General features: G+C 66.1%; 23 protein-coding genes and 3 pseudogenes. 17 read left to right on the forward strand and 9 right to left on the reverse strand.

The window, feature by feature from the left end:
* Positions 1–303 precede the first annotated feature (303 nt).
* Positions 304–936 (forward strand): ATP-binding protein, encoded by a 633-nt coding sequence (locus TU31_RS37265; protein ID WP_158894700.1) that lies wholly within the window; start codon positions 304–306, stop codon positions 934–936.
* A 14-nt stretch (positions 937–950) separates the two neighbouring features.
* Positions 951–1,568: an ATP-binding protein gene (locus TU31_RS26410; RefSeq protein WP_158894703.1), complete on the forward strand. Its 618-nt coding sequence runs from the start codon at positions 951–953 to the stop codon at positions 1,566–1,568.
* Between the two features lie 27 nt (positions 1,569–1,595).
* Here the strand turns inward: TU31_RS26410 and TU31_RS26415 are convergent, their stop codons facing one another.
* Together TU31_RS26415 and TU31_RS26420 are read right to left on the reverse strand one after the other, a co-directional pair.
* Positions 1,596–2,342 carry an RNA polymerase sigma factor gene (locus TU31_RS26415; protein WP_078885982.1) on the reverse strand — a complete coding sequence of 249 codons (747 nt, stop codon included), beginning with the start codon at positions 2,340–2,342 and terminating at the stop codon, positions 1,596–1,598.
* Entirely contained in the window at positions 2,339–2,956 is a 618-nt protein-coding gene (locus TU31_RS26420) for a hypothetical protein (RefSeq protein WP_063770831.1), read from the reverse strand. The genes TU31_RS26415 and TU31_RS26420 overlap by 4 nt, the downstream gene beginning before the upstream one ends.
* A gap of 1,824 nt (positions 2,957–4,780) precedes the next feature.
* Between TU31_RS26420 and TU31_RS39930 the strand changes: the two are divergent.
* The 5 genes and pseudogenes from TU31_RS39930 to TU31_RS39935 all read left to right on the forward strand — a co-directional run.
* A pseudogene (locus TU31_RS39930) lies at positions 4,781–5,029 on the forward strand (IS110 family transposase); the annotation flags it as partial.
* 112 nt (positions 5,030–5,141) lie between these two features.
* Complete coding sequence (locus TU31_RS38795; protein WP_052719064.1) at positions 5,142–5,831, forward strand: tetratricopeptide repeat-containing protein; 690 nt, start codon at positions 5,142–5,144, stop codon at positions 5,829–5,831.
* Complete coding sequence (locus tag TU31_RS26425; RefSeq protein WP_052719065.1) at positions 5,783–7,237, forward strand: CHAT domain-containing protein; 1,455 nt, start codon at positions 5,783–5,785, stop codon at positions 7,235–7,237. Before TU31_RS38795 ends, TU31_RS26425 begins: the two co-directional genes overlap by 49 nt.
* Before the next feature lie 15 nt (positions 7,238–7,252).
* Positions 7,253–8,011 (forward strand): NsdA family TPR-like regulatory protein, encoded by a 759-nt coding sequence (locus tag TU31_RS38800; RefSeq protein WP_158894709.1) that lies wholly within the window; start codon positions 7,253–7,255, stop codon positions 8,009–8,011.
* 319 nt (positions 8,012–8,330) lie between these two features.
* Complete coding sequence (locus TU31_RS39935; protein WP_245698853.1) at positions 8,331–8,672, forward strand: GNAT family N-acetyltransferase; 342 nt, start codon at positions 8,331–8,333, stop codon at positions 8,670–8,672.
* Between the two features lie 76 nt (positions 8,673–8,748).
* Here TU31_RS39935 and TU31_RS26445 read toward each other — a convergent pair.
* A pseudogene (locus TU31_RS26445) lies at positions 8,749–9,264 on the reverse strand (DUF5753 domain-containing protein); the annotation flags it as partial.
* A gap of 301 nt (positions 9,265–9,565) precedes the next feature.
* Here TU31_RS26445 and TU31_RS38805 point away from each other — a divergent pair.
* The 8 genes and pseudogenes from TU31_RS38805 to TU31_RS26470 all read left to right on the forward strand — a co-directional run bounded on the left by TU31_RS38805 (position 9,566) and on the right by TU31_RS26470 (position 17,289).
* Positions 9,566–10,222: an RICIN domain-containing protein gene (locus TU31_RS38805; RefSeq protein WP_158894712.1), complete on the forward strand. Its 657-nt coding sequence runs from the start codon at positions 9,566–9,568 to the stop codon at positions 10,220–10,222.
* Between the two features lie 215 nt (positions 10,223–10,437).
* Positions 10,438–11,880, forward strand: a pseudogene (locus TU31_RS26450) (IS1182 family transposase); the annotation flags it as partial.
* Between the two features lie 133 nt (positions 11,881–12,013).
* Positions 12,014–13,201 (forward strand): JmjC domain-containing protein, encoded by a 1,188-nt coding sequence (locus TU31_RS26455; protein ID WP_042159002.1) that lies wholly within the window; start codon positions 12,014–12,016, stop codon positions 13,199–13,201.
* The gene (locus TU31_RS40475) at positions 13,111–13,893 is read left to right on the forward strand and encodes an aldo/keto reductase (RefSeq protein WP_078885985.1); all 783 of its coding nucleotides are present in this window, start codon (positions 13,111–13,113) and stop codon (positions 13,891–13,893) included. The genes TU31_RS26455 and TU31_RS40475 overlap by 91 nt, the downstream gene beginning before the upstream one ends.
* Positions 13,839–14,372 carry a DUF1648 domain-containing protein gene (locus tag TU31_RS26460; RefSeq protein ID WP_042159003.1) on the forward strand — a complete coding sequence of 178 codons (534 nt, stop codon included), beginning with the start codon at positions 13,839–13,841 and terminating at the stop codon, positions 14,370–14,372. The genes TU31_RS40475 and TU31_RS26460 overlap by 55 nt, the downstream gene beginning before the upstream one ends.
* A 619-nt stretch (positions 14,373–14,991) precedes the next feature.
* Complete coding sequence (locus TU31_RS26465) at positions 14,992–15,618, forward strand: sporulation delaying protein family toxin (RefSeq protein ID WP_158894715.1); 627 nt, start codon at positions 14,992–14,994, stop codon at positions 15,616–15,618.
* A 235-nt stretch (positions 15,619–15,853) separates the two neighbouring features.
* A complete protein-coding gene (locus TU31_RS37290) occupies positions 15,854–16,339 on the forward strand; it encodes an SdpA family antimicrobial peptide system protein (protein ID WP_245698757.1) in 486 nt (161 codons plus the stop codon).
* Complete coding sequence (locus TU31_RS26470) at positions 16,336–17,289, forward strand: sporulation-delaying protein SdpB family protein (protein WP_078886041.1); 954 nt, start codon at positions 16,336–16,338, stop codon at positions 17,287–17,289. The genes TU31_RS37290 and TU31_RS26470 overlap by 4 nt, the downstream gene beginning before the upstream one ends.
* Positions 17,290–17,527: 238 nt before the next feature.
* Here TU31_RS26470 and TU31_RS26475 read toward each other — a convergent pair whose 3' ends face one another.
* The 3 genes from TU31_RS26475 to TU31_RS26485 form a co-directional block, all read right to left on the reverse strand.
* Positions 17,528–17,890, reverse strand: a complete 363-nt coding sequence (locus TU31_RS26475) for a GntR family transcriptional regulator (protein ID WP_042159005.1) — start codon at positions 17,888–17,890, stop codon at positions 17,528–17,530.
* 1 nt (position 17,891) lies between these two features.
* On the reverse strand, positions 17,892–18,314 hold the full coding sequence (locus TU31_RS26480; RefSeq protein WP_042159006.1) for a hypothetical protein: 423 nt from the start codon (positions 18,312–18,314) through the stop codon (positions 17,892–17,894).
* A 71-nt stretch (positions 18,315–18,385) separates the two neighbouring features.
* Positions 18,386–18,868: a DUF1648 domain-containing protein gene (locus tag TU31_RS26485; protein ID WP_042159007.1), complete on the reverse strand. Its 483-nt coding sequence runs from the start codon at positions 18,866–18,868 to the stop codon at positions 18,386–18,388.
* 324 nt (positions 18,869–19,192) lie between these two features.
* Between TU31_RS26485 and TU31_RS38810 the strand changes: the two genes are divergently transcribed.
* Together TU31_RS38810 and TU31_RS37295 are read left to right on the forward strand one after the other, a co-directional pair.
* The gene (locus TU31_RS38810; RefSeq protein WP_158894718.1) at positions 19,193–19,774 is read left to right on the forward strand and encodes a sporulation delaying protein family toxin; all 582 of its coding nucleotides are present in this window, start codon (positions 19,193–19,195) and stop codon (positions 19,772–19,774) included.
* A 2,197-nt stretch (positions 19,775–21,971) separates the two neighbouring features.
* The gene (locus TU31_RS37295) at positions 21,972–22,163 is read left to right on the forward strand and encodes a helix-turn-helix transcriptional regulator (RefSeq protein WP_245698759.1); all 192 of its coding nucleotides are present in this window, start codon (positions 21,972–21,974) and stop codon (positions 22,161–22,163) included.
* 441 nt (positions 22,164–22,604) lie between these two features.
* Here TU31_RS37295 and TU31_RS26495 read toward each other — a convergent pair whose 3' ends face one another.
* The 3 genes from TU31_RS26495 to TU31_RS26505 all read right to left on the reverse strand — a co-directional run bounded on the left by TU31_RS26495 (position 22,605) and on the right by TU31_RS26505 (position 25,943).
* Positions 22,605–23,699 carry an IS110 family RNA-guided transposase gene (locus TU31_RS26495; RefSeq protein ID WP_042159010.1) on the reverse strand — a complete coding sequence of 365 codons (1,095 nt, stop codon included), beginning with the start codon at positions 23,697–23,699 and terminating at the stop codon, positions 22,605–22,607.
* A gap of 308 nt (positions 23,700–24,007) precedes the next feature.
* Positions 24,008–25,354: a competence protein CoiA family protein gene (locus tag TU31_RS26500; RefSeq protein ID WP_042159012.1), complete on the reverse strand. Its 1,347-nt coding sequence runs from the start codon at positions 25,352–25,354 to the stop codon at positions 24,008–24,010.
* Positions 25,355–25,727: 373 nt separating this feature from the next.
* A complete protein-coding gene (locus tag TU31_RS26505) occupies positions 25,728–25,943 on the reverse strand; it encodes a DUF6243 family protein (RefSeq protein ID WP_181018669.1) in 216 nt (71 codons plus the stop codon).
* Positions 25,944–26,067: the final 124 nt, after the last annotated feature.

The following is a 26,067-nucleotide window of genomic DNA, read 5'->3' on the forward strand; positions in this document are numbered from 1 at the left end:
GGGGCGGCTCGGCTCTGGCTGCCCGGACCGTCGGCGTGTATGCGTACGTATGGGGATACGTATCTTCCTCCTTGTCCCAGGCAGGGGCCGACGGGTGCACTACCTGTAACAGCGGAGATCGAAGGTGGGTCCCATGCATGTACACAGGCCACTGAGCCCGTGCCGTGATGCGTCTGACGGTCTGGCCTCCCTCCCTCCACGGCCACGAGGAGGGCCGGCTCCGGAACTGTGGCGCGCGGACTTCACCGGTGGACCGTTCCTGGTTCTCTGCCGCAGCGGGCGCTGCTCCGGATGCAGACACTCATGAATTCCACCAGGCGCGCAGAGCATGAGGCCATCGTCTCGCTGGCACACCTGCTGAGCAGGCGGGCGGCTGCCGCTCGCGCCGAATTGACCAAACGCCTGAACGGGCTCTTGAGCGAGACACCCGGTGACGGGGGCTCCTGGCCGCTCGACCGTGACGTGCGTGCCCCGTCCCGGGCCAGGCGGCTGGTCCGCGAGCAGTTGGCACGATGGGAGCTGAACGAGCTCGCAGACACCACCGAACTCCTGGTCAGCGAACTGGTCACTAACGCCCTCGCGCACGGTTGCGGTCCAATCCGACTGTGCATGTCCCTGTCTTGTCAGAATCGGACGCTGCGCTGCACGATCGTCGACGCCTGTCCCGCCCTTCCACGTCTGTCCCTTACCCAGCAGGACGAGGAGCACGGACGCGGTCTGTTTCTGCTTGATCGACTTGCCGCGCGCTGGGGCTCACGACGGACAGCCGTCGGCAAGACGGTTTGGTTCGAAGTGCGCACAAGCATCAGTACCTCACCGCCCGCACACGCCGGTGGCAAACGCGAAGCCGACCGGGGGCAGCGCACGAGTTTGGACCGACTGTCGCGCATCATGGAGCGGATCGTCGCCTCTTGTATGTCAAGAAGTAGCACATGAGAGGTGTTGATGGCATGGCTCGTCTCGCCCGAAGTCCACTTGGCCGCGAAACTCAGACAGCGGCATTGGAGACGCTGTTGGCGTCCGCGATGGTGGGAGAGGGGCGAGCGGCTTTTGTTGTCGGTGAGGCCGGCCTGGGCAAAACGACAATGCTTGAGCATGCATCGGTGATGGCACGGGGCCTGGGCATGCGAACGCTGCACGGGGCGGCGCAAGAGCTTGAACGGCAACGCCCGTTCGCTGCGATCTCGGCCTGCCTGGGGGTCGGTGAGGCCCTGGCCGATATCTTCGGCGCTCGGGCTGCCGGGATCCTGCGTGGCGACGCTCAGCACACGGCGCCGGGTGTGAACCTCGGGTTGGGCGGGGTGGATTTCGCCGCTGTCGAGATGATGCTCGGTTTGATCGACGACCTTTGTGCGCAGGGGCCGTTGGCGGTGATAATCGATGATATTCAGTGGGCCGACGATGCGAGTCTGCAGGTGTTGAACGGCTTGGTGTCGGCGTGGAGTTCGCCGAGAGCTGACGGTTTGGTGGAGCTGGTCGAGGTGCGTCTCGCATCCCTCGCACTGGGGCAGGTGCTCGCCGGACCGACATTCGGCCTCGGGTTCGAGGGTGCCGTCCAGGAAGGCTGACCAGCTCGACGAACTCGTCGCAAGCCATCACGTAACGTCGCTCTCCGCCTTGGCGAGATATTCCTTCAGCCTGTCACGGACGAACGTCCGGCCCCGGTACAGCAGGACCCGCTGGTTTCCGTGGGAGATCTCCAGCAGTGAGCAGACCTCCTGCACTTCGTATCCTTCAACGTCCCGCAGCATGACCACGGCCCGTTGCCGGGTCGGCAACTCCTCCAAGGCCGCAGCGATGACTGCACGGACTTCGGCCGCCAGCGCCGCGCCTTCCGGCATCAGCCAAGACACCGACCCCGCGCCGGTGCACCAGTGTCCGGGGTAGGCATCGTCCGGCCTCTGGGAACGGGTGGGCTCGGCAGTGGGGCCGGAGCCCTCGGGTGCGAGGCTGGTCCAGGGCAGGGTGCGGCTCTCCTTGCGGCCTCGGTCCTTGGCCGTGTTGATCAGAATTCGGTAGACCCAGGACCGAAGCGAAGCACGTCCCTGGAAGCCGTCCAAGCCTCGGATCACGGCAAGCCAGGTGTCCTGGAGGACCTCCTCGGCGGTGGCGTTGGTCGACACGAACGACCGGGCGAGCCGCAGCATGCTCCGTGACCAGGCATCGAGCATGAGCCGGAACGCCGTCTCGTCGCCCGCGCGCAGTTGCTCGACCAATACCTCGTCCGGTGGGAGACTGCTCTTGCCTCCTGGGCGGTCCACTTGAGTCGGCTCGACCGCCCGGCCCCACCGGCCGTAGCGGGCAGGACGCTCCCAAGCCGGGCTTCCCGTCGCGACCGTCATCGGCCCGTCCCCGACATTCGGAGGCCTCGAAGTCGGGGCGGCATCCGGCGTCCCACTGCGAGCGCTGGTTGCCGTTGGCGGGGATGCCGCCGTCCTCTAGCAACTCGGCCAGGTGCAGCGGGTTCCAGGTCATGAGGTTTGTTGCAGTTGGTGAAGTCATGCTCCCGGCCGCCGGAGGCAGGGGCGAGGCAGGAGGGGGCGGCGCCGACCTCGCCGAACCGCCCGGTGTCGGCTTGCGGGATCGTGCAGCCGAGGTGTTGCAGGCTGTGGAGGAGGATGTTCATGGCACAGTGCTTGGCGCCGGTCTCCATGCCGGTGATCAGGCAGCCGCCGCCCCGATCACAGCGGGCGTACTGGCCAAGGTCGTTGAGGAACGACGAGTTGCCGTACAGCCGCTCGATGGCCTGCTTCGTCACCGAGCCGTTGTCGCCCAGACAGATGGGCCTGGCCCGCCGCGGGACGTCGGCGCCCATCGCGCGCTTCTGGAGCTGGAGCCACTCGCTGGCCCAGCACTGCTCGGTCATGTCGGGCCAGACGCCGGTGGCGATGTCGTAGTCGACCGGGTGCGTGTGATCCACCTGGACGCCCTGCTTCTCGATGATGCGGGCGCTCACGTCAATGATCCCTTGGGTGTTGGTGGGCTCGCTATCTTCCTGTGTGCCGTGGCGATCTCCGGTGCGATGCACCTCCAGGAACGGTGGGAAGAATGACGCGATCGCGGCAGGGCATGGACCTGGGAGGGCACCCACCGGCTTTTCGCGCGCGAAGTCGGCACAGTCACCTTGATCCGGCAGATGCGCCTGCGGCCCGCCGCCCGGCGGGCGGAGCTGACCGGCGAACGCGCGCTCTGTACCCCGCTGACTTGCAAGCCGAGTGAGCAGAGCCATTGCTGCCGGCCAGTGGGCAAGACTCATGGCGCGGCTCTGTCGTACCGGCTGTGCCATCAGTGGATGGGTGGTGGTGTCGTGGGTCGGCGAGACCGTGGGGCGGCGAGACCGTCCCGGCCGGGAGGGTGTGGCTGCGGATAGCTGGGCGGCGTTCTGTTCGTGCTGTGGACCGCCAGCCGAGCGCGGCGCATTGCGCGCTCGGCCGCTGGTAGCGGCGTCTGGGTGACCCCCCTGGTGCTCACGCGGCCCAGGGCGCCGGTTCGTCATGGCTCGCCCGACCAAGGAACCGAGCGCCTGCCGGAGGCTGACTGTCAGGACGACGCGTGAAGCGTGTCGAGCGAATTCCATTGCTGATGTGCGCCCTCTGAGCAGCTTTCGGTGCGGACCACGCTGTCAATACGTGTCAAGCACCTGTCCGTACCGACGTTGCGGACCTTTTGGCTCTGGCCGGTGGGATCCGGCTCGAACTTCCACTTCTGCGTGGCGTCAGGAGTAATCCCGAAATCATCGAAACCGCAGCTCGATTCCCTCAGAGATCCCTCGGGCGTCCCGTCCTGGAGGCACGACAAGCTGGGGTACGTTCCGCGGGCGAGACTATAAGTCCCGACATGGTTGTCTCTGTGCTGGAATCCCTGTGTAGCCAAATCGCCCGTCAGAGGCCCCCCCACCCTCCGCGTCGCCGGTCAGAGGCCGGAGGGAGAACACGGTGCTCCCCGCGGGCCCCTCAGCGGTGAGTGCCAGGGAAGGGCCGGTCACAGGCCTTACCGCAAGAAGGTCCGGATCTTCGGGGCCGCCAATCGCAGCATGGGCGGCTGATGGTGTCGTTACAACCGCGAGTGCCGCAACGGGCATCGCGAACCGTGCAATGACCCGGAGGGGGCGCGAGATGGGATGGACAGGAGCTTTGTGGGTGATGGCCACTGGTGCTTTCCCCTTCAGCAACGGGTATGTTGGCTCGGATCCGGCGTGCCGCTCTTCGTGCGCAGGCAGGCATAGGGGGCTCACCCGTAGGTCACGGGGTCCCTTTCGCCTTTCACTACGTTGCTCTGGACTCACCGGGGGATGGCTCAAATCCAAGCTTGCGTCAGGGGCCATTACATCCGTCACCTGACGTAGATTTTCAAAGGACCTGGCGGACTTCGGTGCTGGAGTGGAGCCCGGTCATGCTGGCGGATGCGGGGGTGTCGCCGGCGGCTGTGGCATCAGGCCCCACTCTGGATGCGGATTCCGCCACGGCTCCGCAACACGCCAATGAGCAGGCGCACCGACTGCAATGCTCAGCCTCGCCAGCTTAAGCGCTCACTCGCCAGGTGAAGCGCTCCTTACCTTGTTGGCGGGTTGATTCCGGTCCTTCGTACGATCGGCAGACCCAGGGGCTTGGATGTGGCTGAAAGCGCTCATGCCGTACGCGTGGCTTTGACTGATAGGCCGCTCAGTGCCCCGCGACGACACGGCCACTCATTGGGATGAGCGAACAGAGATCGCTTCGTAAGGACACGTCGGCGTGGTCGTCTGCAGGGACCAGTCAACCGACCGGCGAGGGAGGCTCGGGTGCCCGAGCTCTGGGCGGGGACGGATGCCGGCAAGGCCGCGCACCACTGCACGGTGATCGACACGGACGGAACGAAGGTGCTCTCGCGCCGAGTACCGAACAACGAGGCTGAGCTGCTGGAGCTGATAGGCGACGTCCTTGCACTGGCCGAGGACGACCCGGTGACCTGGGCAGTCGACCTGAACGCGGGCGGAGCCGCCCTGCTGATCGCTCTGCTCACCAGTCACGGTCAACGGCTTCTGAGGGTCATGGAGTGTCCCGTCTCGTCGCGTCGGTTCTGGCGCTGTTGCCGGCGGTGTAGTTCAACCCTCGGGACCCGCCCAGGCCACCCCCGTCGGCCACGTCGACCACCCGCGGCTCGTGTCCGACCTGGGCGTCGCGCTGTGGGCCCGGTTCGAGCGCACCGGAGACCAGGCCGACCTGGACCAGGCCGTGGACCTATATCAGGCCGCCATGCGGGCCACCGCCGCCGATCACCCCAACCGCGCCCGGCACGTGTCCAACCTGGGGATCGCGTTGCAGCGCCGGTACGACTGCACCGGGGATCAGGCCGACCTGGATGCGGCCATCGATAGGGGACGGGACGCAGTGCAGGCCACCCCCGCCGACCACCCCGACCGCGCGAAGTACCTGTCCGGCCTGGGGGGCGCGCTGCAGCGCTGGTTCGAGCGCACCGGCGATCAGGCGGATCTGGATGCGGCGGTGTCCGCCTATACCGGGGCGTGGGAGATGGACTCGGGGGCACCTTCGTTCCGTATTCGGGCAGCCATGGCAGTGGCCGAGCTGGTCGCGGAGTCCGCACCCGGGCGGGCGGCAGATATGGCGGAGGCCGCGGTGCGGCTGCTGCCCGAGGTGCCCCCCGGCCAGCTGGGGCGTGGCGATCAGCAGCGCGCGCTCGGCAACTTCGCCGGCCTGGCCGGGGACGCCGCCGCCCTGGCCCTGGCGGTGGCCAGCCGGAGCGCGCGACCCGGGCGCTGCGACTGCTGGAAGCCGGCCGGGCGGTGCTGCTCAGTCAGGCACTGGATGCCCGCAGCGACCTCACCGACCTGAACCGGCAGCACCCTGATCTGGCTGCCCGGTTCGTCCAACTGCGCGACCAGCTCGACCAGCCCGCCGGCACCTTCGACTCCGCCGACGGAAGCGAGGACATTGACGCCCTCGCGGCGCGGCAGGATCGCGCCGTACGCGACCGGCACCGGCTGGCCCGCGATTTCGCCCAGATCCTGGCCGACATCCGCGCCCTGGCAGGGTTCGACTCCTTCGCCCTCCCACCTACCCCTGGGGAACTCCTCGCCGAGGCCGACCAGGGCCCGATCGTGGTGTTCAACGTCAGCCGATACCGCAGCGATGCCCTACTGCTCACCCAAAGCGGCATCACGCACGTGGAGCTCCCCCAGCTCACTGTCGCGGCCCTGACCGAGCAGGTTGACGCCTTCCACCGGGCGCTGCGCACTGCCACCTCCGGCCCGGACAAAACCGAGCGGCGCCAAGCGCAGGCGGTCATGGCCCAGGTCCTGCAATGGCTGTGGGACGCCGCCGGGCCTGTCCTGGACGCGCTGGGCCACCACCGTCAGTCGTCGGCCGACGCCGACTGGCCGCGGGTGTGGTGGGCGCCGGGCGGACTGCTGGGCCTGCTCCCCTTGCATGCCGCCGGCTACCACACCGACCCCGTCGACGACCCAGGCCGGCGCACCGTCATGGACCGCGTCATCTCCTCCTACACCCCCACCGTCCGCGCTCTGCGCCACGCCCGCCAGCACGCCTCGGTCCCGGACAAGCCCGCCCAGGGGCTGGTCGTCGCAATGCCCACCACCCCCGGCCTGCCTGATCAGGGCTGCCTGCCGCACGTCAGCTCGGAAGTGTCCAAGCTGCACCAGCACCTTCCCAAGCTCACCCTGCTCTTAGAACCCGACTCGTCCGACGACGGTGCCCTCGTGTCCTCGGCTCACACACCGACGAAGGACAACGTTCTGGACCACCTGCCCAGCTGTTCGATCGCGCACTTCGCCTGCCACGGCGCCAGCCACCCCACCGATCCGTCGAAGAGCTGGCTGCTGCTCCACGACCACGCCAGCGACCCGCTCACCGTCGCCAGCCTGGCCCAGGTCCGCCTCGACCAGGCCGAACTGGCCTACCTGTCGGCCTGCCGCACCGCGGCCATCGACACAGCGGACCTCATTGACGAGGCCATCCACCTGACATCCGCATTCCAGCTCGCAGGATTCCCCCACGTCGTGGGCACCTTGTGGGAGATCGACGACCAGATCGCCGTCACCATCGCCGACGCCTTCTACACCCACCTGTGCACCCCCACCGGAGCCCTCGACACCAGCCGGGCGGCCTGGGCCCTGCACCAGGCCGTGCGCGAGGTACGTGACGGCCACGACCTGCCCGGCCGACTCGACCGGACTCACATCCCCTTCCTGTGGGCCGCCTACCTCCACGCCGGCGCCTGACATGGCTCCGGCGACATGTCACAGCGACAGCTACTGGATAAGACCAGCGGTCTCGCACCACAGCTCCGCCTCGACCCCACGCCCCACGAAAGCCTGGTCAAGGCCGTACTGACATGGACCGGCGCCCCGGGCCTGCGGCCGGCGGACTACGAGCAGATCGCACTGCAGCTGATCAGCGCCGCTCGCTCGGTGGCCAACGACGTCCGCCGCGCCGCCCACCAAGTCGGCGACAGCGACCGCGGAGCAGGCGTCCTTTCTGATTTGGCGTACCAGAACATCTGGCTCGGCCAGGCGGGCACCGCCATCGACGTCCTCGACCACGCGCTGTCCCGCACCCAGGACCCCACCGCCCGCTCCCTGCTCCACCTGCGCAAGGCCCGAGCCTTGGCCATGAACGGCGACGCCCGCGCCTGCCGCCGCGACCTCGACGCCGCAGAACACGCCCTCCACTCCGCCACCACCGCACCACCCGCATGGTGCTCCTGGATGAGCCCAGCAGACCTCGCCGTCGACTCCGGCCGCTGCCTCATCGACCTCGGAGAAACCGGCACCGCCCTGCACCAGATCTCTCAGGGAGTAGCCCTCGTGCCCACCGCCCGGGACAAAACCCGCGCAGTCTCCTCACCGAGGAGCCGAAAGCCTGCTGCGTCAGGGCGAGGATCGACCACAGCGCCGCCCTCGCCGGCGAAGCCCTCGTCCTCGCCCAGCGGATCGGCGCCTCCCGCTGCGTCCGCCAGATCAGCGACCTCGCACGCGGCTACGAACCCCACCTGAAGGTGCAGGGTGTTGAGCAGTTCCTCAGCGTCGTCCGGGCAGCGGCATGACACCACCAGGAGGCTCCTCATGAACGACGATCTGGGGCTCGCCCCCACGTCCGGACCACTGACCGCCGGGCTGCCCACGGCCCGAGCGGCGACGCCCGCAGATGCGGCAGGCATCATCCGGCTACGCTCCGAGTACGTTCTGTCCGAGCCGATGGGCGAGGAGTGGATCCTGCGGTGCACCGCCGAGCTGGCTCCACGGCTAGCGCCGGGGGGGGTGACGCACGGGCCTTCGTCATCGACGCCCCGGGCGGCTCGATGGCCGCGTGCACGTGGTCGCCACACGCCCGGATGCCCGGCGCCGCGGCTACGCCAGAGCCGTTGTCCGCGTACTACTCGACGAGCTCCGCACCGAGCACGTCACCCTGTTCGAACTCCACGCCAGCCAGGAAGCGGCGCCTCTGTACCGCGAGTTCGGCTTCGCCGACAGTCCAGCCCTGATGAGGATGACGCACCTGGAGGAGCCGGACGGTCGACTCCGCTGGCCGACGGACATAAGGGTGGCTCCGCAGACGGGGGATGCCGCGGAGCCACCCTCTCAGCGTACTGTCCGTCTGCTCCTTCCACAGAGCCTTGCGCCGGACGACTATCCCCTAAGCAGGGCTTCGGCGTAGTCGGCGGGCGTCCGTTTCGTGACCACTTGCAGTGAAGGGAGTGCGAGCGGACGGTTCCTGTCTCAGAGGGATTCGATCACGAGATGCCGTTTCGTAACTGGTTGATCATGTCCACCGATGCCGCCTGAGAGAGCGCTTCGGCCTGTAGCTGATGGTAGGCCGTCAGTATGGGCAGCACCGAGGTACTTTCTCGCTCAAGATGACCCCGGTGTGCGGACTCGGCGTAAGACATGAGCTGGCGATCCGACAGCGTGAGCAGGTGCAGCGGTTGATCGAACGGCCGACGCTCCCCCATGTCGAACGGTGCGACCTGGAGCACGGTGTTCGGCAGCTCGGCGAAGTCAACCAATCGCGCCAACTGGGCATCCATGACGGCGGGTCCGCCGATGGGCCGGCGGAGGCAGCTCTCATCCAGCACCATGAAGACCAGCGGCGGGGTCGTACGAACCAGTTTCGCCTGCCGTTCCGCGACGAGCGACACCCGTTCGTCCGCCTGCTCGGGGGCTGAGCGATCACATCCGTGTGAGCACTGCCCCTCCGCGGCAACATCCTCGCGTGTCCGGCCCGCCACCAATGCGGCCACCGTACCCAGCCGAAGGGCTTCCTGCGCCGACGGCGGCAACTGCCGTGCGTCCCGCCACCAATTCACGCACGCAGCATCGACGATCCAGAACACCTACCTTTCGGATCAACATACGTCAGGTGACCGATGTGTTTGCCTCCAGGCGTTCTTAGGCTCGGTGATTCCCGCGGGTGAGGGCGGCGAACGGCACCCATGTCCTGTGCACTCGCCTTCGGGAAGTCCCTCGCGCCGCAGGAGGCTGGGGGATGCTGCCGGTAGCAGGCTGCCGGATCCGGGGAAAAGTGTCCGCAAACCGAAGGAGATCCAAACAATGAGGTTCCGCAACGTGGCTGTCTCCAGCCGCTTCATACCCCGCCGTCGGGCCATCGCACTGGTCGCGGTGCCCCTTGCGGCATGCGCCGTCACGCTGTCACCGTCGGCCGCAAACGCGGATTCGACTGCCCCTGTCGTCGCCCTGGCGCCTTCGGCGTATCCGGACCTTGCAGCCGCGCATTATGACTTGCGACCCAGCGGCGACGACGGCAGTGCGCGTGAGGGGGTGTACCTCGCAAATGCGACCAGCACTGACTACCAGAAGGTCAATCACAAAGACGAGGCCACCATACGGGCAGCTCAGGAGTTCAGGCAGGTCTCCCACGGTGACGGGACCGTAAGTTTCCAGCAAGAATCAGCGGATGGAAGCGGGCCCAAATGCCTCGCACTCTACGGGGAAGGCGGCGAGGGGACGGCTGGCCCCTTTGAATCTCCGTGGCTTTACTCGGCGCCCTGTACGGGGGGAGCTAATCAGGGCTTTAAGCTTGAGCCAACGGGAGACGGCCTCGTGAAGATCTTCAATGTGGGCTTCAACCAGTGCCTGAGAGTCGAGGCCAATCCCGATCCGACCGCGTCCCGTTTCGGCGGGATCTATAGCGGCACCTGCCGTGACGAAGCAGGCTTCAAGTGGGATTTGAAGCAGACCGGAGCTTGACCGGTAGGGAACGGCATTTCAACGAGATGGTCCCCGAGTTCCGCGTTCGTCCCCAGCCCCTGGTGCGACTGAGAGGACGCTGTTGGTTAATTCGGGGCCTCGCGTGACGTCGGCCTTCAAGACCCGGTTGTGGTCTTGAAGGCCGACGTTGTCGTTTGGGGTGGGTGCGGGTGTCGATGCAGCCGAGCGGGCCGAGTTAGGTCCCGGCGGAGACGGTGCGGGTGGCGCGGGCCGCGTTCCCCAAGGGCAGCTTGGCGATCCGGGTCAGGGACGTGTTGGGGCCGTTGTTTCGCGACGAGGAGTTCGCGGACCTGTTCCCGGTGCGGGGGAAGCCTGCCTGGTCACCGGGGCGGTTGGCGCTTGTGCTGGTGTTGCAGTTCGTGGAGGGGCTGACCGACCGGCAGGCGGCGGAGGCGGTGCGGGCGAGGATCGACTTCAAGTACGCGCTTGGGCTGGAGTTGAGTGATCCGGGGTTCGATTTCTCGGTGCTGTCGGAGTTCCGGGACCGGCTGGCGGAGGCGGATGCGGGGCGGCGGGTGCTGGACGGCATCCTGACGGTGGCCGGGGAGAAGGGGCTGCTCAAGACGACGGGCCGGGCGAGGACCGACTCCACCCACGTGCTGACGGCGGCCCGGGATGTTGTCTGGCTTGAGCGGGTCGCAGAGACATTACGGTCGGCGTTGAACGCGCTGGCTCAGGCTGCCCCCGACTGGCTGGTCGAGGTCGCCGAGCCGGACTGGTTCAAGCACTACGCCACCAGGGCCGAGGACTCCCGGTTCCCCAGGGCCCGCACCACGCGGGACGAGATGGGGCTGCGGATCGGCCGGGACGGGACACGGCTGCTTCAGGCCGTCTGGTCCCGGCAGGCGCCGCAAGAGCTGCGGGCGCTTGGGCAGGTGGAGCACCTGCGCCAGATGTGGGTGCAGAACTTCCACCAGGTTGAGGGCGAGGTGAGGCGGCGGGACCCCAAAGACCGACCGCCGGGCGCAACCTGCCTGGTCAACCCCTATGACATTGAGGCGCGCAACAGCGTCAAGCGGGACACCGCCTGGGCCGGATACAAGGTCCACCTCACCGAGTCCTGCGAGCCGGACGCCCCGAACCTGATCACGAACGTGGCCACCACTGACGCGACGGTGCCCGACGTGTCGATGACCGAGCCCGTGCATGCCCGGCTCGCCGAGGCGGGCCGTCTGCCCGGCGAGCACATGGTCGACGCCGGATACGTCGACGCGCATGTGCTCGTTCACGCCCGCCGCGAGTACGGCCTCACGCTCACCGGCCCGGCCGCCCCGGCCATCAGCCCCCAGACCGCCGCGGGCGGCGGATTCACCGGTGACGATTTCACCATCGACTGGGAAAGCGAGCGGGTCACCTGCCCCGGAGGCAGGACCACGACACGCTGGAATCCCGACCACTCACCCGAGGGCACCCCCGTGATCCGGGTCCGCTTCAACAAGAGCGGCTGCCGGCCCTGCCCGGTCCGCGAGCAGTGCACCACCTCCAGCGTCGGCCGGCGGCTGACCCTGCGGCCCCGCGAAGAACACGAAGCGCTCCGCCAGGCCCGCGCCGGCCAGGACACCGATACATGGAAGGAGCGCTACAAAACCCGCGCCGGCGTCGAGGGCACCATCTCCCAGGCCCTCCAGCGTTGCGGCTGCGGTGGAGGAGCTGGCGACTGCTCACGACCGCAGCGAGTCCGAGCGGTCCGACGTCACCAGCTCGCAGAACAGTGCGGGCGATGACGGCGACAACCGCGACCTGAACCTCCCGAAGGAGTAAGGGGAACCCATGGAGCACCGGCTCGTCACTCACATCGAGAAGGCTCTCGGCTGGGACGGGCCACGCGGCCGTCTCACGGACCCGGAGCTACCCGCACGGCCGTTGACCCCACACAAGCTGCTGAACCTGATCAAGCGCCGCCATTTAGCCAATCCGCAGCTGCGCTGCTACGCCCAGGGCGACGAAATACACCCGTCCACGTTCCTGTCCACCAACGTCAACCGGCGCAGGCAGGCCGTGAGCCAGGCCGACATGGCGGCCCTCGGACGGATCCTCAACGAGGGCGGCACCGTTGTCCTGGACCATGTGGACTTCTTCGACCCGACACTGGAAGTCGCCTGCCGAGCCCTGGGCTGGTGGTCGGGCGAACTGACCTCCGCGAACGCATACCTCGCGGTCGGCGAAACCGACGGTTTCCATCTGCACTGGGATGATCACGAGGTCATCGCTGTACAGATCTCGGGCGAAAAGTCATGGGAGGTGCGCGGCCCGTCTAGGCCGGCGCCGATGTACCGCGACGCGGAACGCAACCGCACGCCCTCAGAGGAAGTGCTGTGGAAGGGCACCATGCAGGCCGGAGACCTCATGCACATCCCCCGCGGCTTCTGGCACACCGCCACCCGCCTCGGCTCCGGCAGCAGTGGTCACTCGCTGCACGTAACGTTCGGGTTCACCAGACGAACCGGCGTCACGTGGGCGAACTTCCTCGCCGACGCAGCCCGCGCCGATGAGGCATTCCGCCAAAATCTGGAGAGTGCGGAAGGAGCCGCGCACAACGTGCTGGCGGACAAGCTCAGCGCCCTGGCCGCCGGTTACAGTCCCGAGCGCTACCTGGACGAACTGAGGTCCAGTACCCCGCCCGCACGCCACCTGCCGCACGTGGCCGCCCTCGGCCGGCCGGATGGAGTCGCGGCCGTCACCGAGTTCGCACCCTCCATCGTCCGATCCGGTGACAGGGTCCAAGTCTGCGGCGGCGCCAAGCGACTGACCTTCCACGAGCGCGCAGAACCGAGCCTCCGAACGCTCCTGTCGTGCCACCCGGTCTACCTCGACGGCGCAACCGACGACATCACCACTCTGGCCGACCTGCTGATCACGGAGGGGCTGTGCGAACCGCTGACGGAAGAATCGTCCTCGGGCTACACCGATCTGGTCACGCCCGTGACCTACTCGAAGCAGCCGCCGACCTCGGCATAGGACGCATCGACACCGCATCCAACTATCTTCGCCATCGCTCCCACGAGGTCCTGAAGACAACGGCTGGTGACCTGCTGGCGAACTTCTCGGTGTCCACCAAGGTTGGATTCTTCCCCGAGGGCCACAGCCTCGATCCCGCCCGGCTACAGATCGCCGTCGAGCAGGTAGCCAAGGACCTCGGGCGCGAGCCTGATCTGGTGTTCCTCCACAACCCGGAGCACTCGGCATCCGACACCGGGAGGCTCGGGCCGGCGTGCGCAGCCCTTGCCCACACTGCGCGAGCGGGGCTCTGCGGTTCCTGGGGCGTCTCGACCTGGGATCCGGCAGTTGCCTGGGCCGGCATTGCCGGGTGTCTGATCGCACGTGAAGGCCGGCAAGAGCTCCGGGTATTGCGGGTCCGAGGTCACAGTTACGGCCGCGGCCGACGGCCGGTCCGTGATGCGGCAGTTGATGCTTCGATCATGACCCAGATGTCGCCACACGTGGTGCCGGCTCCCTGGCGTCAGCTTTGTCGCGACAGGCATCGGCTACGGAAACACCAGGGCCCTGGACGTCTGCCTAGCCACCGCCACGCTCCAGCCGGCCATCACCGGCAAAACGGTACCCACCCTTGCGTATTCATCGGACAATCTGCCGCATGGTCTTGTCATCTCCCGTACGCCTGTGGCTCCTCCCCAACGCCGCTCTCCTGACCGCACTCTCCGTCTGGGGCATCGTCCGCTATCCGCATCTGCCGAGCCGGATACCGCAGCACATCGGCACCGATGGGGTGGACGCCTGGACGAACCGGTCTATCGGTAGCGCCTTCGTCCTCGTATTCGTGCACATCGGCGTAACTGTTCTGCTGACCGCCTGCGCGGAGCTGACACTGCGGGTTACTCCCAGCGCCGAACTCCCGGACAGCGTTGCGCCCTTCGGCAACGGGCTCGTGAGGTCGTCGCTCAACCGGCCTCGCACACGCGCCTCTGCCCTCTGGACCGCCCGGGCGTTGTTGACACTCAACGCCTGCGTGGGCATGTCGTTCCTGATCGGCTGCGCAGTCTTGTGGCGTTCGGCGCCGGAGCCAGAGGTATCCGGCTGGCTGTTCACCGCGATGATCGCGCCGATCCTCGCCGGGACTGCTCTGACGGTGGCATCCACCGTTCGCGACCGCCGAGCACCTGCACACTGAGCTTCAAATGGTTTCCGCCCTGACCATCCAATGCGAAAGTTCACTCCCCTCACCTCAGTCCGTCCCGGGACAACAGCCTGTCGGCGCAGTGACCCCTCATGCACGCAGGCCCAAAGACCAGTTGACGTTGAACGGCACAGTGCTCCCGTAGGTCATGCGGCACCAACGTGTATTGGCCAAGTGCGTGCGATGAGACGGGTGTTACCAACAGTGCCAACGATCCGCAGCTGGCGGCAAGGCACCCGGATGCGTCCCGCTGTGCAACGTGCGTGTGATCGCTGCAGCGATCACACGCACCGAAAGGGATGGTCGGGGGCTGAGAGAGACACGGCATGAGCTGCATCCCTCACGCTCGGTACAGCTTCCGACATCGAATGCATTCGATCACGCATGCGAACCGCTATGGCTTTAGCGAATTTTTGATACTTGAGTGGCAAAAGTGGCTGATATCGACTCAAGAGTTCCACCTTGTCGAGGAATTCGAGATTCCGTTCGATCTCCCGCTGTACGGTCATTTCTGTCCGTGACCGCTGATCACGGTGAGCAATAAAACGGAATCATCGAATCAGCTACAAGGGAGTTACACATGCTCAGACGCACAAGTGTCGCCATCGCTGCTGTGACCGCACTCGCCGTGAGCGGTGTCGCCGTCCAGGGAGCCATGGCCACACCCACCGCGCCGCGCACACATTCCGCGGAGGCATTAGCCGGCGTCGGTACTGCGAAGGATGGTCGCGCCCTGTTCGAAGGCCTTGCCTTCGCACAGGGGCGGGTGGCAGAAGAACTGGGCAAGAGCGGCAAGTTCGTAGACATCGCCACCCTCCGCACGAAGAACAGCACCCCAGAGCAGCGGAAGGCCGCCGCGTCGCTTCTCGACACCATTCAGAAGCAGCACCCGCAGTTCTTCAGCAGCTTCTCCACCAAGCTCCGCTCCGGAGACCCGCGGAAGGTGGAGAGCGCCGCCACCGAGGCCGCTGGCATTCTGAAGTCCCTCGCGACGAAGAGTTCCGCCGCCGTCGCTGAGGCCGGCACAGGTGCCGGAATGTGCGCCACTGTGGTGCTCGCAATCAACGTGCTCATCGCGATCAACCTGGGCGGTGTGGGCAACGTGTCGGTCGCCTTGAATGTGCAGGCGTGGAAGGCCGCGGTGACCACGGTCCACTTCTGGACCGCGCCTCCGAACGGTTCCAGCTCCCTGTCCAGAGACCAGGAAATCGCCCTGTTGACGAAGACTCTGGCTGCCTGAGCCAGTCCCGCCAAGGGGTCCTCCCTGCTCGTCAGGGAGGACCCCGGCTCGCTCCGGATTTCGCCCTGCCACCGTTCTTCGCGTCACAACGCCCTGAAGTTGGGACCCCGAGACTCCCATGCGCATCACAAAGAGAATTCACATCACAACGGCCGGCGAAGCGCCTCATTCGGCCGCAGTGCCACGGTCATGGGTATCGACTATTGCCGCCCTATGGGTAGTCGTGTCCTTGTACGTGGCACAGAGCTTCGTTCCCCACAATGTACTTTCCCTGCCCGCGCAGGACACTGCCCGCACTGTGGCGACAGTGGCAGCCCCTCAAGGATGGGCTTTCTTCACCAAGTCCGCCAAGGACCCCGTGTATGAGCCCTATCACTCATTCGGAGATTCCTGGAAGTCGGTCTCTCTGACTCCGCATGCCAAGGCGTCGAATGCTTTTGGCTTTGATCGCGCCTCGCGCTCCCAGGGCATTGAAGTCGCTCTGATGCTGCACCAGAAAAATGTCAAATGGACCTCTTGCGAGAATTCAAGCACCATTCACGACTGTCTTGAACTCGGAGCAAAGAAGGCAATGAAGGCCACCAACCCTTCACCTTCGCCCACCCTGTGCGGCAACGCGGCTGTGGTGGAGGAACGCCCGGTCCCTTGGGCCTGGCGTGACCTGTCCCCTGAGCGCCACACGCCCGAACGAGTTGCTGTCTGGAGTGTGAAGTGCCCATGAGCAAGGAGTACCGAGTCGCGCTGCCGTGGACCAACGTCTATGGGCTTGCTCGAACGCTCGTCGCGCTGGGAACAGCAGGAACTCTGGCAGCCTCGAGCTCCGAAACGCTGTTCCGGCCCGTGGCCACAGTCGGTGAATACCCACTCTGTAACTCCACAATGGCTGCGAGCGTCTTCTGCCTCTCGCCGCACAACGCCACCCACCTGTCCTGGATCAAGTGGGCATGCGTCATCATCCTGCTCATCACTGCTTCAGGATTCCTCCCCCGATACACCGCCCTGCCGCACGCCTACATCAACTACAGCGTGTTCTCCGGGATAGCCATCTCCGACGGCGGCGACCAAATCGCCTTGATCCTGTCCATGCTGTTCGTACTCCCAGCCTTGGGGGATACTCGCCGGTGGCACTGGCAGCCGCCACCCAGGAAACCTCCCATCACGCGCACCACGAGAGTACTTGCACTTGTTGGCATCAGCGGCCTGATGATGCTGCGACTGCAGATGGTCGTCGTCTACCTGCAGGCCGTCATAGCCAAGCTTCCCCACACGGAATGGCAGGACGGCACTGCCATGTGGTACTGGGGAAGCAATCTGGACTTCGGGCCGGCCCCATGGCTCGATTGGCTGGTCGCCCCCATCATTGCCACCCCCATCGGCGTGGCGCTGATGACCTGGGTTCCCTTGTGTATCGAGGGATTCCTGGCAGTCTCACTTCTGCTGCCGCAGCGGCTCCGATGGTGGGCGATGGGCGCAGGAATAGCATTTCACCTGTCTATCGCTCTCATGATGGGACTGTGGAGCTTCGCCCTGGCAATGACAGGCGGCATCCTCGTTCTCTGCCTCCCTCTGGGGGCAACAATGCGAGTCCGTACCCACACTCGCCCGGAGAGCGAAGAGCCCCAACTCCCGGCAGCCGCTAAGGAACCCGTGCCGCCGCTGCAGCACCGCTGACGCGAATTGCCACAAGCGAAGCCCCGCGGCGGTACCAGCTCATGCCCGTTCCCCAGTCGGCTGGCTGAGGAGGCCCGGAGACGATTGGTCTGTGAGCAATCTTCGAGACGTCAAGAAGCCCGAGAGCCTCGGCCTTGCGTCGGTCCGGCATGAAACCAGTCGCCAGGGATAAGCATGGCCCGGCCGCCGAAGCGGACCGGGCCATGCTTGCGCCCCGTTCGATGGGGCTCATGATCCTTCATGCACGAGATTGGTAGCTGTCCGAGACCAGGGCCAGCAGGTCGTGCTCCTCGAGCCCAATGCCCTGAGCAAGCCCGACGAGCTGACGGCATGTCTCCACCACAAGGGCACGATCACCGGGCGATCGGCCGCTGACGACTGCGCCCCGGCCGCGGCGCAGTTCGATGAGGTTCTCCTGCTGGAGCAGCTGGTAGCCGCGCAGAACGGTGTGCATGTTGACGTTCAGGGTGCCGGCCAGCGCTCGGGCGGCCGGCAGCCGTTCTCCTTTGTGGAGCTTGCCTTCAGCCAGCGCCCGGCGTACCGAGGCGGCGATCTGCTCTGCCAGAGGAACTGACGAGCCGTGATCGATGGTCACCAGCATGTCATTGGCTTCCTGATTTCTGCGGCAGGTAGGAGTTGAGCAGCGCAGCGGCCGATTCGGCGTCGTCGATGGTGATGACGAACTGCGTGCCGTTGGCGAGTGAGAGCCACAGGGCATCCCCGCCACGAAGGGAGATTGCGCTGAGGCCCGGGTTCCACCGGTAGCCCCAGCCGCCCACTTCAGTGGCGCGCGTCCACTGTGCTGTCGCTTGCTTGATCCGGTGCAGGGGGAACCGGCGCCGCAGGACGGGCAGTAGTGCCGACGCCACCATGACGCCCCGCTGGTCGACGGTGACCCTGATCGCTCCCGTCACCAGGAAGGCAGCGGCTACGGTCAGCAGCCATAGGCAGAGGGTGCGGTATTCCGGATTGATGAGGGCGATGGTCAGGAGGCCGATAGCCAGCACGGTGCCGGTGGCCAGCATCCATCCGCAGAAGAGGGACCGGCACCAGACGACTACTCGCCCGGTATCGCTGCGGTCTACCGGTTGGTCCTTCACGAACGCCTCCGGCTGAGCACCCAGCCTATGGCGGCGGCAACCCCACCAACTCCGACTGCGATGGCGAACTGGTACGGGGGGAGCGATGTTGCCTGGCTTCCGGAAGACCGCGTGTTCGCCTGCATGTCTGCGATGAACCCGTACGCGGTGGCAGCGGCCAGAGCCCAGCAGAGGACAACGAGGGACCGTTGCCCGCCTGTCCTGTTCTTGATGGAGAAGGCAGCTACGAGCAGACCGACGAGCTCGACTACGAAGATCAGGCAGTACTTTGCGAGCGCTGAGCCAGGTGAGCTGAAGCCGTTCGCGGTGCCGTCGGCGGTGAAGTGGGTGGCTATCTTGCTGGGCAGCGCGTCATGAAGCACTGCGAACGCTAAGGCGACTGCGGCTGCCCCCGCCACGAAGGGGGCAGCCACTAAGAGGGTTCGCCTGGCGGCTCCCACCTCGGTTTCGCGCTGTACGGGCATGGCGTACGTCTCCATTCGTCGTATTGTGCGCATCAGTCTAGAACAATGCGCCACTTCCTTCAATACTCTCCACCGGAGAAGTCTGCTCGTCACGCCCCTGCGGAACCGGTCACTCCCGCGGCTGATCAAGCCACCCCCTTCCCCATTGCTCGATTGCCCGCGTAGGGAGTTGTAGCGTCAATCCGCCCTCCCAGAACCGCCGTTGGTCAGCCAACGCGGAGGGAAATGCGCCCAACGGAATGATGTCTAAATCGCACCCTGACATCGCTCTTTCGGCACTGATGAGGCAGCCATGCCCTGCTCGTCAACGCAATACGAGCCAGACCACTGGAAGGCCAAATGAAAATTAAGCGTGTCGCAGTCGCCATCGCCACCTGCACCGCTCTCGGAATAGCCGGAACAACGACTGCAAGCGCCTTTGCCGTCGCCTCAACTCCTTCGTTAAGCAGCCAGAGGAACGCGTTAGTGGATCACACTGAAGACGGCCGCGCCATTTTCACCGGCCTCTTCCTCAAACAGGGGAGGTACTCGGAACAGCTCGCTAGGAGTGCGGCTGCGACGACTGGGATCGACACTGGAAAGCACCAAAAGTTTGATTCGAAGCAGGTCGACAGACTGCTCAACAGCATCGCAAGGAATAACCCAAACTTCTTCACCGACTTCTCCCGAAAGGCTCACTCCGGGAATCCGCGCCTGGTGAGGCAAGCGATCGGGGAGGCACACGACCAACTGGGCACCGTTCGCAAGCAGTCAATGGATGACACCGGGAAAGGCACCGGATCCTGCCTTGTACTGGCAGTCTATGCCGCAGTGGTGAAGTGGAAGGTTATGTACTGGGCTCCCCAGTCCAGTGCTGCTGCTGACCCACTGGAAAACGACCAAGCTGTAGCGGAATTGACGCAACGTCTCGCCGCTGCCTGACGCCTGATTTCGCTTCCTATCTCTAGGCGTTTTGTCCGAGTACAGGAAGCATTCCGACTCAGTGACAGCTGGTTCTGAGGACCTGCTTGTTCCGCCATAGCGCAACCGTCCGCGGCGCGCTGTCCGGCCGGACGGAGACTGGACAGCGCGGCCCGGCGCTTGTCGCGGCGCCTGGCGGGAAATTCTGCTAGGTGTGGCCTCCGTTGCGAGCGCACCCGGCGGGCACAGGGCCAACAGCGTCCTTAGCGGTTGGCGACGAGGGCCTCGGTGCGGATCGTCTCCTCGTACTGCCCGGCCGAATAGTGCCTCAGCAGCGCCCGCGCAGGTCTTCCTCATTGGGTGACGGGCTCCCCTTCACAGCTGACATCCCTGCGAGGACCGCGAGATTCGCCCTGGTGGGACATGCCCGATAGGGGAGGGCGGGTGAGTGAGATACCCCAGCCCCCCGTTTTGACGATGACGGCCGTCAGCACCATCGAGGTCACCGACCAGCACGACGAGGACAGCCCAGACTCGTGGGCGGTGATCGAGACCGCCGAGCAGGGGCAGCTGCTGGCCCTTCCCGGTCAGATGGCCGACGCTGACCGAGGGCACCTCGCTGCCGTCCGGACAGCCCGGCCCCGGACGCCTGGCGCTCACCGACGACGAGATCGCCACCTACCGCGCCCGCGATGCCAACCTGTCTGCCGCCAGCCGGTGACCAACGGTCAGGCAGCGCAGGTCACCAACTGGTGGCAGGTCCGCCGCCAGCAGGTCGTCCCGGCTGGTGACGCATACCTTCGCCAGCTGGCCGGAACGGGTCAGCTACGAAAGCAACACCGGGATCTGTGCGTTCTGCTGGAATAGTCCTGAACCAGGTGAGCGTGCCGAGCGAGCCGTGTGCCAGGCGTCCTCTCCGCGCAGGCGGAGGTGAACCGGCCACGCGGTAGGCCGCCGCGGTCTGCGGGTTGTCCTCTCCGCGCAGGCGGAGGTGAACCGGCGAAACCGTCATCGTCACCGCCGCCGAACTCGTCCTCTCCGCGCAGGCGGAGGTGAACCGGTGTCTCGCGCACCGTGTCGCGGGGCGCCCGGGTCCGTGCTCTCCGCGCGAGCGGAGGTGGGCCGACCCGATCGCAGGACGGCGATCACCGACTGGTGTGCTCTCCGCGCGAGCGAAGGTGGGCCGGCAGACATCCTCCGGGCAGTCACCGAGCACGAGTGCTCTCCGCGCGGGCGGAGGTGAACCGTCACGTGACGTTGCAGCCGCCCCAGTTCCGGCGTGCTCTCCGCGCAGGCGGAGGTGAACCGGCCGGGGCGTCACCATCGCCCCCCTCCGAAGTCGTCCTCTCCGCGCAGGCGGAGGTGAACCGGCCATCCGCCCCCACGCCGCCGAGCTTTTCAAGTCCTCTCCGCGCAGGCGGAGGTGCGCGGTCACGTGGGTCGGTCAGTGCCTGCGAGAGGCCGTGCGACCCCGAAGGCCGGCCCCGGCCCTCCCCGGTGCTCTCCGTACGAGCGGAGGTGGGCCGTTCACCGAGTGGATCGGGCTGTACGCCCGCGAGTGCTCTCCGCGTAGGCGGAGGTGGGACGCAGGGCCAGGACGCGTGGGCGCGGGCGTATGTGTGCTCTCCGCGCAGGCTGAGGTGGGCTGATTCATGGCGTGGCCGTCAAGTTGGAGTTGAGGGGCTCTCCACGCAAGGGGCAGATGGACGACGCCGATTGCTTCGAAGCAAAGCAACATAGCGCGGGATCGCCGGTTAGCCAAACCGGCGGTCTCGCGGATCATTAGTAGTCCACCGCCAGTACTTGACCACCCGTCGAAGGGAACCGCCGAGACGGCCATCAATGCAACTTGCTCCACGCCCTTCAGCGCTCTATACAGCCGCGTACACCGTAAGGAACAGGTAACTTGCACCTCCCGATCCCATGAGGCACATATCTGCACCCCAGGTCGATCGCGCCGAAAAAACCAGAGCGCCACATTTCCCTGGGGCAACCCGGAAAAGAGGTCGACCCGCATTGGGTTAGCCCACTCATCGACGTCGACCTCAGCGCACAACGAGAGCCGCACTCTTATGGCAGTTTTAAACCGTATTTGCTGCGCGTAAGCAATACCATTTTTTACACCGGAGAATCTGAAGTGCACGAACTTACTAACGAGACGCAAGGCGCCCGGTATAGCCCTACGAGCATCCGCGCCACGTGGGACGGAACGGGGAGTGTGAAGGACGCTTCCAGGGCATTGGGGTTCTCGCGGGCGAAGGGGTACGACCTGGTACGTCGCGGGGAGTTCCCGTGCCGTGTGCTGCGTATCGGCCGTAGCACACGTGTCGTCACCGCGTCCCTGCTCCGCGTGCTCGAAAGCGGAGAGCCGGAGTACAGCGGCGGCCACACCGGACACTGCACGTCGTAGTGACCCGCCACACATGACCTTCCGCGGGAACAAGCCGACGTGGCTTGCTTCACGAGAACGGGTTCTCGCGAGCAGAAAGCCCTACAGCACCAAGAGCGGCGCGGTCGAGAAGGCCGTGGCCGAACACATCCGGGACGCCTTCAGCAAGCCCGGGAACACCTTCCCCAAAAAGGCGCGGGCAGGAATGTCCCCAGACACGACATCCCCCTGAACCGCCTGTACCACGACGCCAAGCCCAGGTCCGACAACCGCGCGGAGGCCATCAAGGCGTGCAAGGCACATTGAGGAACCGGCTACAGCCAGGGAGGCAAGGTGGAGTGCGACGAGTACCCCTTCGCCGCCACCTATAAGTCGGCGTGTGGGCAAGGACGGCCAGGGTGCATGCGACCACTGGCGCGGGGATCCCGCAAGCGCTCATCCCGGTGCGAACGTTCGGATGGCTTAGGCCACTTCGCGGGGCCCGATGCCAGGCCGGACCAGGTTGAACACTTCTCGGGCGGCGTAGCGTTTGAGACAGCGGATGATCTCGCGCCGGGTCTTGCCCTCCGCGATGCGCCGCTCGTAGTAGTTGCGGGTGCGCGCATCGAACCGGAGCCGTGACTGCACGATCCGATAGAGGGCAGCGTTGGCCTGCCGGTCGCCACCGCGGTTGAGCCGGTGGCGACGCTGACGACCGGAGGAGTGCTCGACGGGGCTGACCCCGCAAAGCGCCGCGAACGCCGCTTCGCTCCGCAGGCGTTCTGGGTTGTCCCCCATCGTGATCAGCAAGGTGGCGGCACTATCCGGGCCGATCCCCACCGGGACAAGCAGCTGTGGAAAGTGCCGCTGCACCAGCCCAGCCAGGCGCCGCTCCAGGTCACGAATCTGCTCGGTCAGCTGATCGATCCGCTGGGCCAACAGACACAGGGCGATACGGGTGGCCTGCTCCACGGCATCCTTCTCCCCGTCGTCACCCTCACGAATTTCGAATTGCCCGCAAGTGCGGACCAAGGCCGGAGTCTTTAGACCGGCCAGTTGCTCGCGCAGATCCGGATCGGCGGTGACCAGGACCGCCTTGAGCTGATTGATTGCCTGTGTGCGGGCTTTGACAGCGGAGTCTTTGGCCAGTTTGAACAGACGGGCGCACTGCACCGGCCCGTCCCCAGTCTTAGCCTGGGAGCGAGCGCGGCCACTGAGCACCGCCCGGGCCGCCTCCTGCGCATCCACCGGATCCGACTTGCCTCGCTGTCGACGAACCGAGCGATCAGGCCGATTCACCTCGAAGACCTCGACCCGGCGAGCCCGCAAGTAGCGGGAGAGGGCAGCTCCGTAGCTGCCGGACCCTTCCACCCCGGCACTGTGGACCGTACCCAGCTGGCTGGCCCACTCCCAGAGTTCGCGATAGCCCACCACCGTCGCGGGAAAGGATGCGGAGTCCATGACCGCCCCTAGAGTGGAGAGCACGACGGCCACATGAACATCCCGGTGCGTATCCACACCAAGGACCACCTCGTTCACAACATACGGACGGTTGCTCGTACTTGGGACACTCGCCATGGCGCACCTCCTGCTGCGGGAGCCTGCCGGCTCTCGCCACCAGGCCGTAGAGGCGGTCAGCAGTGAGACAGTGCCCAGTTCACGGCACGACCCTCCCCGGGACACGCCTCAACAGCCCGGCAGCAGTACACCCCGCACTGGTGATCGACGAAGGACAGACCGGACACCAGGTCCGATTTCTCACGAGTCAGAGCCCAGCGCGCGGGTACATCAACCGGTATACCCATCCCTGTCCCCTAACGGACCTTACGGCCAGCCGAAGCCATGACCGTCCATACCGTTCGCACGTTGGACTCCCTGCCCGTCCGCTATCCGATGGCGTGTTCCTCGGCGCAAACCTTGTGGGACGGTTTCGCGTCGTCGTCGAGAAGGCTGGCGGGTTTCCCGCAGTGCCAGCAAGGCTGCGGTTCGGGCAGGAAGCGGGCGGGGTCACTCCAATCGACTATCCGTTGTCTCGGCAGCAGGTTCGACGGCGACGGCTGGGGACGCACTCGGTCCTGCGAGGTGCGCTGCTTCGGGATGGCCGGGAGGGCGTTGGTCTCGATGGTGATGCCAAGCTCGACGCTGTCGATGCCACGGCGCTGCAGGGGCGCACTGGGAGTCCAGGTCTGATCGCCGAATTGGCAGGTGCTGTTGGCATCGTTTCCGGAGAAGTGCAGGTCGTGATCCGCCGGGGTTGGTTCGGGCTCGTCGGATGTGACCCCGTCTTGGTAGTCGGACCATGTGGCGTCGTCGTCGACGGGGACCCACATGAAGCTTCCGGTCCGGTGGTCTTTGCGGCTGGGCAGGAAGATGGGCACGACGCTGCCGGTGGCGGCGCCGATGATGGTGCGGCCGACGGTGACGCCGAGCCGATCGCCTCGGTCGCCGGTGTAGCCGCTCACGATTCCGTCGGAGGCGCGTGGGGTCTCCCAGAACAGGTGGCGTTTGCCGCATCCGGTCTTCGACTTGCCGGTCGGGCACGGTCGCACGGCTGCCGCGGTGCAGAGCCAGTCGGCGAGGACGCGGAATCCTCCGATGAGGGGGAGGTCGGCGGCGTTGTCGATCTCGCGCCAGGTAACGTCGCGGATCAGCATCCACTGGGCCCGGTCGACGAGGTGGAAGGTGTCGTCGTGGGTGATCCAGTTGGATACGAGCCCTGCCTCGGACTGGGCTTTGGTACGGCGCAGGACCGTGCTGGGGCTTGCGTTGTATAACTGGGCTTCGCAGCCGAGGTTGACACCACCGTGGCCGTAGATGGTGACGTCGGGGCGGGCGGCCCGGCTCTTCGTGGCCTTCTCCACCGTCGTCCTCAGACCCGCGCTCTGGCAGGTGCGGTCGAGGAACTCCTTCATCGCCTTGTGCCGGTCGCTTTCCTCCTGCGTCATCTCGTGTGCGGTGGGCAGGTGCGCGGCTCGTAATCGCAAGACACCGTCGGGGCCGCGGTGCCGGCGAACGTACATGTGTGGGCTCTTGACGCCGGACATCTCGGCCTTGCATTTACGGTCGAGGGCCTTCTCCGCGCAGATGAGGAGGTCTCGTCTTCTGGTAGCGACCGACTGGAGCAGTTCCTCGATCAGGTCGGTCACGTTGATGGCGCTGTTCGAAAGTCCAAGGTCCGGCTTATCGAGTTCGAGGACACACTTCAGTTCGGAGTGCCACACGCCGTTCGCCACACATCCCCCTGCCTGGCTGCCAGTTGGGCTTTCACGGTAGAACGCACCACTGACAATTCCCCCTGACCTGCGCATTCATGCCAGGCCAGACGACGTCGGCTTGGAGTACCGGAGCGTCAGGAAGGCACTGATTCCAGAACGAGTTACCGACCGAGGTGATGGAGCCGGGGCCCAACTGGCCGACGATGGTCGCGCCGTACGAGGCGATGGCCCGCGCCGGCGGCGCCAGCCGGGAGGCGTACGGGTGCCATTGTGTCACTCACGTCACTCGTCATTCCGCCGCCCACCAGAGCCCCGGTACGGCAGCAGGGCCCGTCCCGCGCGTCGCGGTCCGGACCCTGCCCGTGCGGTGCCGCCCTGCGGCGGCGGTGCGTCAGCTCTGTGCGGTGTCGTCGCCCGTCTGCCCGGCGCCCTCAGCTGCGCCTGCCTTCTCGCGCATCTTGCGCACCAGCTCCGCCTTCTGGGCGGCTGCACCCTGGCGGTCGAGGTTGCGGTGCGGACCGTTGTTCTGCCGTTCGGCGCGGGACAGCCTCTTGCGCTGGCCGCCGCCCATGCCCACGGGGTTGTTGATGTTCTTGCTCACGGTCACGGGTCCTCCCGGTAATGATGTGAAGTGATCTACGGATTCATCGGTGGGGGACGGGCGGCGACGTCGAAGGACGTCAGCAGGGGCCCGTCACGCTCTCACTCGTAAATCGGCGTCTGGAAGAACA

This window comes from Streptomyces lydicamycinicus, from assembly GCF_000829715.2.
Taxonomy (GTDB): Bacteria; Actinomycetota; Actinomycetes; order Streptomycetales; family Streptomycetaceae; genus Streptomyces; species Streptomyces lydicamycinicus.

Coding starts and splice junctions, on each gene's coding strand:
- TU31_RS37265 (WP_158894700.1), top strand. CDS start 304: ATGAATTCCACCAGGCGCGCAGAGCATGAGGCCATCGTCTCGCTGGCA.
- TU31_RS26455 (WP_042159002.1), top strand. CDS start 12,014: ATGGAGCACCGGCTCGTCACTCACATCGAGAAGGCTCTCGGCTGGGAC.
- TU31_RS26460 (WP_042159003.1), top strand. CDS start 13,839: ATGGTCTTGTCATCTCCCGTACGCCTGTGGCTCCTCCCCAACGCCGCT.
- TU31_RS38805 (WP_158894712.1), top strand. CDS start 9,566: ATGAGGTTCCGCAACGTGGCTGTCTCCAGCCGCTTCATACCCCGCCGT.
- TU31_RS26410 (WP_158894703.1), top strand. CDS start 951: ATGGCTCGTCTCGCCCGAAGTCCACTTGGCCGCGAAACTCAGACAGCG.
- TU31_RS26475 (WP_042159005.1), bottom strand. CDS start 17,890: ATGCTGGTGACCATCGATCACGGCTCGTCAGTTCCTCTGGCAGAGCAG.
- TU31_RS26415 (WP_078885982.1), bottom strand. CDS start 2,342: ATGACGGTCGCGACGGGAAGCCCGGCTTGGGAGCGTCCTGCCCGCTAC.
- TU31_RS38800 (WP_158894709.1), top strand. CDS start 7,253: ATGTCACAGCGACAGCTACTGGATAAGACCAGCGGTCTCGCACCACAG.
- TU31_RS26485 (WP_042159007.1), bottom strand. CDS start 18,868: ATGGAGACGTACGCCATGCCCGTACAGCGCGAAACCGAGGTGGGAGCC.
- TU31_RS26470 (WP_078886041.1), top strand. CDS start 16,336: ATGAGCAAGGAGTACCGAGTCGCGCTGCCGTGGACCAACGTCTATGGG.
- TU31_RS38810 (WP_158894718.1), top strand. CDS start 19,193: ATGAAAATTAAGCGTGTCGCAGTCGCCATCGCCACCTGCACCGCTCTC.
- TU31_RS26495 (WP_042159010.1), bottom strand. CDS start 23,699: ATGGCGAGTGTCCCAAGTACGAGCAACCGTCCGTATGTTGTGAACGAG.
- TU31_RS26480 (WP_042159006.1), bottom strand. CDS start 18,314: ATGCTGGCCACCGGCACCGTGCTGGCTATCGGCCTCCTGACCATCGCC.